Origin of the sequence: Pseudovibrio sp. WM33 (assembly GCF_001623165.1) — a bacterium.
GTDB lineage: Bacteria > Pseudomonadota > Alphaproteobacteria > Rhizobiales > Stappiaceae > Pseudovibrio.
Genome location: NZ_LMCK01000021.1, coordinates 61,845 through 72,631, shown reverse-complemented (window position 1 = coordinate 72,631; position 10,787 = coordinate 61,845). Strand labels below are relative to the sequence as shown.

Genomic DNA, 10,787 nt, shown 5'->3' with positions numbered 1-10,787 from the left:
CACTCAAGTGGGGCTGATCAGCACCACCTAATGGCTATTATATTCAAAATGCAACTGACAGCCATGTAAGAGACCATGCATTGCCACTGATACTTGCCCTTGGCGGAAATGCTACTACAGATCAAGAATTATGTGGAATCAAGTTTATCTTTCGCAATTGGGGTAAGGGGCATGCACCTCTGCAAAAAAGCGTTTATAAGCACATTCTCAAACAGCTAGCCGAAACTACTAAAAATGAGATAGAACGATCACTTGACTACGCTTTGCACCTCGAAAGGCCAATGCAGAAAGTACCATAACTCGTCGTGTAAGAAATAGTTACTGTAAACACAAAGATACAAGTGAATGCACTACCAATTTAGCTTAGTAGAGCATTCACTTTTTTCCAGTTACAAACTTTACTGAAGGTTCTGAATACTCATCAGCCGTATATTACCCCCCGCACACTGAGAAGGTTTTTTGATATTGGGGCGCCGGTTCCAAAATTTCCAATTCCGCCAGTCATGGAAACTACATACATAGTAGACCCGCTGTTAATTGCCGCGTCGGTAGGAGCATCTTTCATACCTTGCCTCATCCGTGCTTCAGCCAAGTTTATAGACGACAGTCGCTCTGCGACCGCCCCCCATTCAGAGCAGCCCGTTATAGTTGCCTCATTTGCATTGATGGAAGATGCTTGAGAAGCAAACAAACCAATTTTTGCACCCGATCCATTGAAGTTTAGGGCCTCGACCCTAGACGTTCCTTCTGCAAAAATACAACTATCTCCGCAGTTCTCTGCTATTCCTTGCCGAGCGTTTAACGTAGATCCGTGGTAGGCCATGAAACCATTAAGAGACCCGCTTGCATTACCGCCAACGGCTGAGAGAATACTTGCCTCATAAGACCTGAAACCGCAATATCCTGCATTTTGTGCTTCCGCACCATCCGCATCGACAATACCTGCATCCGAAGCTCTAATGGCGTGACGATAACAATCGTTAGCCTTGCCATCTTTAAACGATAAATAGCCGCCATGGGCACCCTGAGCACCATAATACATGCTACCAGATACATCAGCGCCTTCCGCGAACACAGCTCCGCCCCAGCTAGTAATACCTGCTCACCCGCATGCGCATTTGTAAGAGCCGTAAAACCAAGAAGAAGAGAAACGAAGCTAAGTTTTTTCATGGAACCTGCAATGCCTTTCCAGCAGTTCAGAATTTTGGTGCCCGGTTGTAATGAGAGAACCTGCAAGAACACTAAAACGTCCTTAGCAGAACGTCATTGGTAGTTCCCATTACAGATTGCCCGATGCTCCAAAATCACTGGGGAGCTTTACGGCACCGCAGCGTAAGCTCCCTCCCAGTCGCAGTGCCGCTCAAATCTATGCCATTCGCTCTTTCTGGAGCATCAGATAGCCACCAATGCCTGCTGCAACAACAAGCGCAAACGCGAACGCCCACTGCAAAGGCCCGGAACCTGCAAGCATACCGGATATGCCGGAAATCAGCACCCCGGCCTTACTCACGCCCTCTGGCGTCAACCAGGTGCTCATTGCAGAGGTTTCTTCACCCCGTGCTTTGGCAGCCCCATCCGGCACAACGCCATCACGGACACGCAGTGTTTGAACCGCGGACGCTGGCGACTTGATCAACTCAAGCGACCGTTGCTGAACATCCCTCACCCGGCGCATCCATCCATTTTTGTTGTAGGGCCAGTTCTTAAGCCGCTTCATGAAACGCAAGCGCTCAGCAGAAAGCTTACCCACCAGATCACGGAGATTGTGCGTCTTGAGTGCCCCAAACGTTTCAGCACCAGCCAGACCATCAACAGCAACGCCCAGAATACTCTGAAGCGTCTTGATCGCCCGCGCAGGCCCCGAGTTCACGGCAAAATCAAAAAGCGCATAATCCAAGCCCGAAGGCATTTTGTCTCCCTTCACAGCATCCCAATAATGTGCCCGAAAGATATCGACAGCCTCAGCCTGCTCCATAGACCGCACCTCCTGAACGCTGACAGACTGCCCCCGCCAAGCACTCAAGGTCCTCTGTGTAATGCCAAAGTTTGTAGGACCACCCGGATCAGCCTTACGGCTTCGATGGGCAAATCCTCCTTCACTCTCAAGCAAGTCCGAAACAATCAGTTGAAAGGTATCCTGCATCTCTCACTCCCCAAATAAAAAACGGGAGCCAGAGCCCCCGTGCAAACACAAAAAAGACCGCAGATGCGGCCTATGAAATTCAAAGATATCGCTCAGGTCTGCGGCACCACTGGCAGGAAGAAATGTAAGGACAATCGAACCTTGCCTCCGGTAAAGCTGCCAGTATTCGCAGTAATCCGGACTGGCGTGTCCGCATAATACGCAGTCGGTCCAATCACGCCTGCATTATTAGAACCAACGGCAATCCCCAAAGAGCCCCCAAACTTGCCAGTCTCACCAGCAATTCCGCAGTCGTAGGAGCTTGCACCCGTGACAGCCTCAACCACGCGGGTGGACACACAAAACACGATTGCACGGGAGGGAATAACCAAAGAGCTTTCAGTAAAACCGCCAGAAACGGTGATCAACTCATCTGCAGTCACAAACTGGCTCTGCGCACCATGAGCGCTCTCGCTCAGCACAGTCTTTTCCTGCTGAAAGGCCGCACCGCCGGTAACATCATCAACGCCCAGTCCAGCGACAGAAGAAAACCCGGTCCATTTACCACCTGAGAAAACCTGCATCGCGCCAAGGCTTTGCACCCAGGCCGCCCAACCTTCAACTGGAGCTAAAAATCGCCAGAGGCCGCCATCAAAGGCCGCGATCTTACCCTCCTGCCCTGCAAAAGCACCTGTCGCAGCTGCAGGCACGATGTATCGCTCCCCTTCTGCGGGGTCTGCAGGTGGTGCACTCACACTGTTGGAAACAACGCAAAGCTGCACAACCAGATCAACAAGTGCCAAAGCCTCGTTGTGCGTGACATGCTTTTGCGCTTGAGCAGCTGCCAGAAATGGCAGTTTAAGATGCGATGTCGTCTCACTCATCATGATCCCCATAGATCGCCTAGCCTACGCAAAAGCGTACCATCCAGCGCAACAAGGGGGATAAGTTGAGATCAGAGCCGCAGGCAGATCAGCCCGCAGCAGCAATCAAAAGCTTAGGCAACGTGGCGACCAGTACCATCACCAGCCAGTGACCAGATGCGCGTGCGGTTGCGAGCCATTTTCTCGTCAACGGCAAATGAAAGCTCAGCGCCATGCAAACCAACAAGACGATGCAGCAGGATCGCAATCTCCGCGGCATCCGCAGCGACATCACGTGAACTCTCGCCGCTTTCGACAGCCAGCTGCAGAGCGGCAAGCTCTTCTTTTGCCCGCGCAATCAACGCATTCAGGTCAGCCACTTGCCCAAAGGTTCGCTCACCCCAGGCCGTAATGCTTGCACTGCTTTCAATGGTTACCATGTTCGCCCACCTTCAAACTCTGGGGCCTGTTCTTTAAAGGATGGCAAGCCAACCTGTTCTAAAACAAACCCAAAACAACAAGCCGGAGCGCTCAGGACGTTGCGATCAAGAGCGACGCCTCCGGATTTTGAACATGAATTGAACTCATCTTTACCTTCATCCCGTTAGCCCTCAGGACAAAGAAAAAGCGGAGACAACTTCCTGTCCCCGCCTATTCTTCAGGTAAAAAAGGCCAGACTTTGGCCCTTTTTTGATAGTTTACATGGTTTCCAGAGCTGAAACAGACTCATTCATGGCCTGATCAAGGACATTCAGCAGGTAATCCGCATTTTCCTTAGAAAAAATCATCGGTGGTCGCATCTTCAACACATTGTCATAAGGCCCCTCGGTTCCCATCAGGATACCAAGGTCTTTTGCGCGGTTGGCAATACGTTTCGCCATATCTGTTGCTGGTTCTTTGGTACGGCGGTCTTTCACCAACTCGATGCCAAGGAATAGTCCCATCCCGCGCACATCGCCAATAAACTCATACTTTTCCATCATCTTTCGGAAGCCCGAAAGGATGTAATCACCAACAACACGCGCATTCTCGCGCAATCCATCCCGCTCAATCACGTTCAGCACAGAAAGCCCGACTGCACACGAAACCGGATTACCGCCAAAGGTGTTGAAGTATTCCATGCCATTGTTGAAGCTGGCAGCAACCTCACGAGTGGTCACAAGCGCGGCCATGGGATGACCGTTGCCAATCGGCTTGCCCATAGTCACAACATCCGGCGTCACACCTTGAGTTTCAAAAGCCCACCAATGCGATCCGATACGGCCAAACCCAACCTGCACTTCATCAGCAACGCACAGGCCACCCTCCGCACGGATCAGCTTGTAGACCTCCTCCAGATAGCCATCTGGCATGAACACCTGACCAGCCACACTTGGAATTGATTCAGCAATGAAGAATGCTAGGGCACGACCTTGTTTTTTCATCAGGTCCAGCTGCTCAGCAACACTTTGCACATAACGTGCAGTAATCTCCTCAGGTGCCCAGTCAGCCGGTGCACGATAGGCGTCCGGAATAGCTGCCTCAAACACATGATCAGGCCGCCCTTTGCCACCGTTGCGCTTGTATTTGTAAGGGCTCAGCGCAATCAGCTCAGGTGTTGTGCCATGATAAGCCCAATCCAGAACAACTGCATCACGACGCCCGGTATGCGCCTCTGCCATGCGAAGCATCAGGCTGTTCGCCTCACTGCCCGTACACACAAACGAAGCAACCGCCAGATCATCCGGCAGTGTCGCTGTCAGGCGTTCAGAGTACTCAACAATGTTGTCGTGCAAATACCGTGTATTGGTGTTGAGCAAACCCGCCTGATGAGACAAGGCCTCAACCACATCTGGATGCGCATGACCCAGATGGCAGACATTGTTAAAGCAGTCCAGATAAGCCCGCCCGCGATGGTCGATAAGGTAAGCCCCCTCGCCACGCACAAACTTGATTGGTTTGCTGTAGGAGATGGAAAGGTTCGGCAACAGATTTTGACGGCGCGATGAAACGATATCGCTGACTGATCGTCCAGTACTGCCCAGTGTTTCTTGCGGGAGCCCGGCAAAATCGATGGCGGACGGGAATAAATCTGCCCACACATCAAGATACTTCTCTTCACCAACACCAAGGATTTCTTCGGCACTCAAAGAAACATCTGCACATAGCTGCAGGTGAAGATGGGGAGCCCAGCCACCATTTTCATCTTCTGCACCCAGATACCCAACTGTCTCACCAGCCTTGATCACATCACCCACGCTCAGTCGGCTCGCAGCCTCATGCGCCATGTGCCCCCAAAGACTCACAAACGGCTGACCGCAATCCGTTTCATGATCCAGAGCAATCATGCAGCCATAGCCAAGTGGATCCGTCTCAATCACCACAGACCGCACTTTGCCATCCATAGGCGCACAGACACGGGTTCCTGACGGCAGGAACAAATCAAACCCCAGATGGTTCCGGCGACGCTCTCCCTCAATGAAACGGCTCTCAAAGAAGTCGGAGGAATAAACACTACGGCTTTCACCCCATGGCCCAATGCCAAGTTCAACGCCATGAACCTCGCAGTACTCTTCCCACCATTCCTGTGCAGCTTCTGGCTGACGGTCACGAGACGTTACGGTCATCTCATTCTCAGGATCAGCATAAGGCACCAGCGCCTTGGACATGAGCTTGGGATGACGCGCAAACAACGGGGCAAATGAGTTCCGGTTTTTTGCACAAAACGCCGCCACCTTCCAAGCACCTGGCACCGCATCAAAGCCACAGGCCTTGCGCAGGTTTGCAGTCGCAAACGATGGCTTCATGCCATAAAGTTTGTAAAGCAGGTTCCAGGCTGGCGCTTCACTGACAGCAAGGTATGGATTGTCGTCAGTCTCCTCTTTCCGCAGAGCAGACAAACTCACGCTTGTCACCAACCGCATCGCAATCAGATCAAAGAGAAGATCAACCTCCCCTTCTTCCAACGGATACTCAGCATGGTAGGCAGCAGCCAGATCAGCAGTGGCGCCAATCGGATCAGGCACCTCCATAATCGTATAGGCCGCCGCAATTGCAACTTCTGCAATAACGGGCGTATGCAGGCTGTCACCAAAATCAATAAGACCACAGACGCGGGAATGATCTTCTGGATCAACCAGCACATTCCAGTCATTGGCATCATTGTGAATGACAGCAGCTCTCAAGCCGGCAAGCTGCGGAGCAACAATCCGGTCAAACCGATCAAGGAAGTACTCAACCACGCGCCGCTGATCAGGATCACCAATGGCACTCAGACGCGCGCGCGCATCGCCAGCCGCACGTAAATCCCATTCAAAGCTGCGCAAAGCACCGGGATGCACAAAACCACGCAGCGCTTTGTCCATCTTGCCAAGCAGCGTCCCCAAACTGGCAACAACACCATCCTCACGCTGAGTTTCAGCCAACGGCACACCCGGAACCCAGGAAACCACACGCATGGCATGCGCAGCGCCATCTGGTCCGACAACACTTTGCGTGGCACCACCGTCCTTTGACAGACGCAGGCGCGGCATAGGCAAATCGAGCGAGGACACGGCAAGGTGCTTCAACATCGCTGTCTGAAAGCCTGTCTCAGTTTCCGGTTCACTGGCATTGACGACCTTGACCGTCCAGCGCGTGCCATCCTCCGCATCAAGGCGATGGTTCTGGTCGCGCTCACTCTCCAATGGAGACAAATCACCTTTCAGGTTCCAATGCTCCAGCAGAAGGGCTGCAATGGTATCGCGGTCAAAATTTGGGGCGGGATGGCTAATATCAGTCATAAATCTCTCCAGTTGCCCGAAATATAACGCACACTGATATTTCAGAACACCGACTTTATGTCAGTTGCACCGCCACTATGTCGCGATTAATAAGTATTTTAACGGCACTCTTCCTGATAGTCCGCGCAGAGGAACTTCAATGCTCGACGCCACCGACCGCGAGATTATCGCGATCCTTTCCAAAGAAGCCCGTATCCCGATCAAAACACTGGCAGCCCGCATAAACCTGTCTCGCAGTGCCACCAGCGAACGCATCACACGGCTGGAGAACAACGGCACAATTCGCGGCTACAGGGCAGACATCGGTGGCCTCGATCCCACGCACATCTCCGCCTTCCTGTTCATCCGCCTATCACGCACGCCAATGCGTGAAATCCTCGACATACTGGCGGCGTTTCCAGAGATTAAACGTGTGAGTTCGGTAAGTGGAGAGCTCGACCTTGTGGTCGAAGTCGTTGCCTCCTCAATGGAGATGCTCAACAACGTCAGAGACGCCATCGCATCCACTGACGGTGTGAAGGATCTGACAACCACAGTCATTTTGCGGGATGAGCTTCAACGCACCTGAAACAGCAAAGGGCGCCGGCTGCAATAAAGCAGGATCTGACGCCCTTAAACCAACGTTCAGGTCAGCGTTCCACCAACCCAAGACCCTATCAATTTTTGCAGATTATCGCGCCTGATCCAGCATACGCTTACACTCCAACAGCTCAAAAAGCGTGGATTGCAACCGGTCAACATTGTCCTTGGAAAGTCCAGCAGACCCTGTTGCCTCTTCCTTTTCAGAGCCCATCAAGCGATCCATGAAGCCAAACGCTCCATGCCCGCCTTTGCCATGCTGATCCGGCTCGTCATCCGGCAACAGACCGGACGGCAATGGCATCTGCGGCTCAGGTTCGCTCTCAAGCGGAAGCACCGCCTGCTCTTCAACAGACCGCTCAGCAACCCAGTCTTCCTGCGGCTCATACATCTCTTCTGGAGACGACATGATAGCCTGTGCAACTGCAGCTTCCGCCGCACTGCGCACTGAACCCTCAGAAACTTGGGATGGATCAGGTGCTACGCCCACAGGCGTATTGGCGCTGGACGAGGTTGGGATAACAACGCCACCACCCTCTTTCCAAACGTCCATAACGACGCGCACGCCTTGCTCTCGCAAAATACGTTGCACGCCTTTAATCGTATAGCCTTCCCCATAGAGCAAATGGCGGATACCGCGCAAAAGCTCAAGGTCGTCAGGTCTGTAGTAGCGCCGTCCACCGCCTCTTTTCAGAGGCCTGATCTGGGTAAATCGTGTTTCCCAGAACCGCAGAACGTGCTGCGGCAGATCCAGTTCACTCGCTACTTCACTAATTGTTCGGAACGCGTCGGCGCTCTTCTCCACGATGCAGACCCTCTAAACCTTACTATTATCGGGGCAGCAAATTAGCTGGCGCCCTCAACCAGAGCATCATTAATGCGCTGCTTAAGAACATTGCTTGGCTTGAATACCATAACCCGGCGTGGAGAGATCGGAACTTCCTCACCTGTTTTTGGGTTACGGCCAATGCGTTCACCTTTCGAGCGAACAACAAAAGAGCCAAAGCTAGACAATTTGACAGACTCGCCGCCTTCCAGGCTGGCAGAAATTTCTGCAAGTACCTGCTCAACGAGTTCGGCAGATTCAGTCCGAGATAGGCCGACTTTCTGGTAAACCGCTTCACATAAATCAGCGCGGGTTACAGTGTGACTACCCATTCCACCCTCCTCCGGTAAAGCCATGATCCGTAAGAATAAAGCTTGCTTTCAACAAGTTACGGTATGGCCAACCGGCGTCAGGGTCAACAGCTCATTTGCTAAGAAATGCAACCCTCTGGGGTTTTTTGCCGCTTTTTACCACTTAAGGAGTACGGAACCCCAGGTAAAGCCGCCGCCCATTGCTTCCAGCATGATCAGATCTCCCTTTTTGACCTTGCCAGCTTTAACAATGCTGTCCAGCGCCAAAGGAATCGATGCAGCTGAAGTGTTGCCGTGCTCGGAAACTGTTTTCACTACCTTTTCAGGAGCGATGCCAAGTTTCTTAGCAGAAGCATCAATGATGCGCTGGTTCGCCTGGTGCGGCACAAACCAGTCCAGATCTTCCGCAGTTGTGCCAGTGGCATCAAAGGCAGCTTCAATCACATCAGTGACCATGCCAACCGCGTGTTTGAACACTTCACGGCCCTGCATGCGCAGATGACCAGCTGTCTGCGTGGTGGAAGGACCACCGTCCACAAAGAGCTTTTCTTTGTGACGTCCATCAGAACGCAAATGACAGGTCAACACACCGCTGGTCTCAGCAGAAGCCTCGCCTTCCTGCGCTTCCATGACAACAGCGCCAGCGCCATCACCAAACAGAACGCAGGTCGTACGGTCCTCCCAATCCAGAATGCGCGAGAATGTTTCAGCGCCAATCACAAGCGCACGCTTAGCCAGACCACCGCGCAGGTATGCGTCGGCAGTGGTAACCGCATAAACAAAACCAGAGCAAACAGCCTGAACGTCGAACGCAAAACCGTGGTTGATACCAAGTTCGGCCTGCACAGCAACAGCCGTTGCCGGGAACGTATTGTCAGGTGTTGAGGTTGCCAGAATGATCAGATCAATGTCCTGCGCATCAACACCGGCATTTTCCAGCGCAGCCTTGGCAGCATTCACTGCAAGGTGAGACGTAAACTCACCTTCTGCCGCTATATGACGGTTCTTGATCCCGGTACGCTGAACGATCCACTCATCAGAAGTGTCAACAATCTCGGTAAGCTGCTGGTTAGTAAGTGCTTTTTCAGGCAGATAGCTGCCACAGCCCAAAAATACAGAGCGAAGTGCCTTCACTTTAAACCCTTCAGTTTTCTTCAGCCTCTGAGAAACGACCACGATGGTAGTTTGCCAGATCCTCGGAGATCTTTTTAATCAATTCATTCTTGGCCATATCATAGGCAAGTTCAATGGCAGCACCAAAACCTTCAGCGTCTGTTCCGCCATGGCTTTTGATAACAATCCCATTAAGCCCAAGAAAGACCCCGCCATTGACTTTACGCGGATCCATTTTCGCCCGAAGCCGCTCGAAAGCACCTCGTGCAAAAAAGTAACCGATTTTCGCCATAAGCGTACGTTTCATAGCAGCCCGTAGGTAGCCAGCAAACTGTTTTGCGGTTCCCTCGGCTGTTTTGAGTGCAATATTGCCGGCAAACCCTTCGGTCACAACAACATCAACGGTGCCTTTACCAATGTCATCACCCTCGACAAAGCCGGAGTAAACAAGGTTTGGAGGAGACAGTTCGCGCAGCATTTTGCCTGCTGTACGCACTTCCTCAACACCCTTCACCTCTTCAACACCAATATTAAGGAGACCAACAGTCGGCTGTTTCACGCCATGAACGGAGCGACACATCGCGCCGCCCAAAATAGCAAAGTCAATCAGCTGCTGCGCGTCCGCGCCAATCGTAGCACCCACATCAAGCACAATGGACTCACCGCGAAGTGTCGGCCACATTGCCGCAATCGCAGGACGCTCGATGCCAGACATGGTACGCAGGCAAAACTTGGACATCGCCATCAGCGCGCCCGTATTACCAGCGGAAACAGCAACATCTGCTTCAGAATTTTTAACCGCAGCGATCGCATTCCACATAGAAGATTTACCGCGGCCCTTGCGCAAAGCCTGACTCGGTTTTTCGTCCATGCCAATCGACACATCGGTATGATGAACAACGGATGCCTGCTTCAGACGAGGGTATTCCTCGAGCATTGGCTCGATGACTTTACTGTCACCGAAAAGTAGGAATTCGATATTCGGGCAGCGTTGCAGCACCTGATCAGCACCAGGCAGCACCACCTCAACACCGTAATCCCCCCCCATAGCATCAAGAGAAATACGTATTTTTTCAGACATTTCCAATTTCTTGCCTTGTCCCAACAAAGTCTGCCCTTGTATCGGCACACCTCGGAATAGTTAAGAGCATTTTCCCTAAGTTCAGTGGAAATGCGCGTCGCGAAGATACTCGATTATAAACGTCTCGCAAC

The 10,787-nt window shown here is 52.2% G+C and carries 10 protein-coding genes; 1 reads left to right on the top strand and 9 read right to left on the bottom strand.

Annotated elements, in window-relative coordinates; translation table 11 throughout:
- Positions 1-798: 798 nt before the first annotated feature.
- From PsWM33_RS05805 to PsWM33_RS05785, 5 genes are all read right to left on the bottom strand, one after another.
- Positions 799-1,242 (bottom strand): hypothetical protein, encoded by a 444-nt coding sequence (locus PsWM33_RS05805; RefSeq protein ID WP_063299523.1) that lies wholly within the window; start codon positions 1,240-1,242, stop codon positions 799-801.
- 124 nt (positions 1,243-1,366) lie between these two features.
- Positions 1,367-2,143, bottom strand: a complete 777-nt coding sequence (locus PsWM33_RS05800; protein WP_063299522.1) for a glycoside hydrolase family 108 protein — start codon at positions 2,141-2,143, stop codon at positions 1,367-1,369.
- 92 nt (positions 2,144-2,235) lie between these two features.
- Entirely contained in the window at positions 2,236-3,006 is a 771-nt protein-coding gene (locus tag PsWM33_RS05795) for a DUF2793 domain-containing protein (RefSeq protein WP_063299521.1), read from the bottom strand.
- Positions 3,007-3,119: 113 nt separating this feature from the next.
- Positions 3,120-3,425 (bottom strand): hypothetical protein, encoded by a 306-nt coding sequence (locus PsWM33_RS05790; protein ID WP_063289197.1) that lies wholly within the window; start codon positions 3,423-3,425, stop codon positions 3,120-3,122.
- A gap of 258 nt (positions 3,426-3,683) precedes the next feature.
- Complete coding sequence (locus PsWM33_RS05785) at positions 3,684-6,746, bottom strand: aminotransferase class III-fold pyridoxal phosphate-dependent enzyme (RefSeq protein ID WP_063299520.1); 3,063 nt, start codon at positions 6,744-6,746, stop codon at positions 3,684-3,686.
- 139 nt (positions 6,747-6,885) lie between these two features.
- On the opposite strand from PsWM33_RS05785, the gene PsWM33_RS05780 reads away from it, so the two are divergent.
- Positions 6,886-7,314, top strand: coding sequence for an Lrp/AsnC family transcriptional regulator (locus PsWM33_RS05780; RefSeq protein WP_057464308.1), 429 nt, complete (start codon positions 6,886-6,888; stop codon positions 7,312-7,314).
- Positions 7,315-7,416: 102 nt separating this feature from the next.
- On the opposite strand, the gene PsWM33_RS05775 is transcribed toward PsWM33_RS05780, so the two are convergent.
- From PsWM33_RS05775 to plsX, 4 genes are all read right to left on the bottom strand, one after another.
- Positions 7,417-8,130 (bottom strand): MerR family transcriptional regulator, encoded by a 714-nt coding sequence (locus PsWM33_RS05775; protein WP_057464307.1) that lies wholly within the window; start codon positions 8,128-8,130, stop codon positions 7,417-7,419.
- A gap of 41 nt (positions 8,131-8,171) precedes the next feature.
- The gene (locus PsWM33_RS05770; protein WP_057464306.1) at positions 8,172-8,483 is read right to left on the bottom strand and encodes an integration host factor subunit alpha; all 312 of its coding nucleotides are present in this window, start codon (positions 8,481-8,483) and stop codon (positions 8,172-8,174) included.
- Between the two features lie 135 nt (positions 8,484-8,618).
- Complete coding sequence (locus tag PsWM33_RS05765; protein WP_057464305.1) at positions 8,619-9,596, bottom strand: beta-ketoacyl-ACP synthase III; 978 nt, start codon at positions 9,594-9,596, stop codon at positions 8,619-8,621.
- Between the two features lie 10 nt (positions 9,597-9,606).
- Entirely contained in the window at positions 9,607-10,656 is a 1,050-nt protein-coding gene (plsX, locus tag PsWM33_RS05760; RefSeq protein ID WP_057464304.1) for a phosphate acyltransferase PlsX, read from the bottom strand.
- Positions 10,657-10,787 lie beyond the last annotated feature (131 nt).

Excerpts from the sequence above, each read along its gene's own strand:
- PsWM33_RS05785 (WP_063299520.1), bottom strand. The coding sequence starts at position 6,746 with ATGACTGATATTAGCCATCCCGCCCCAAATTTTGACCGCGATACCATT.
- PsWM33_RS05800 (WP_063299522.1), bottom strand. The coding sequence starts at position 2,143 with ATGCAGGATACCTTTCAACTGATTGTTTCGGACTTGCTTGAGAGTGAA.
- PsWM33_RS05790 (WP_063289197.1), bottom strand. The coding sequence starts at position 3,425 with ATGGTAACCATTGAAAGCAGTGCAAGCATTACGGCCTGGGGTGAGCGA.
- PsWM33_RS05780 (WP_057464308.1), top strand. The coding sequence starts at position 6,886 with ATGCTCGACGCCACCGACCGCGAGATTATCGCGATCCTTTCCAAAGAA.
- plsX (WP_057464304.1), bottom strand. The coding sequence starts at position 10,656 with ATGTCTGAAAAAATACGTATTTCTCTTGATGCTATGGGGGGGGATTAC.
- PsWM33_RS05795 (WP_063299521.1), bottom strand. The coding sequence starts at position 3,006 with ATGAGTGAGACGACATCGCATCTTAAACTGCCATTTCTGGCAGCTGCT.
- PsWM33_RS05770 (WP_057464306.1), bottom strand. The coding sequence starts at position 8,483 with ATGGGTAGTCACACTGTAACCCGCGCTGATTTATGTGAAGCGGTTTAC.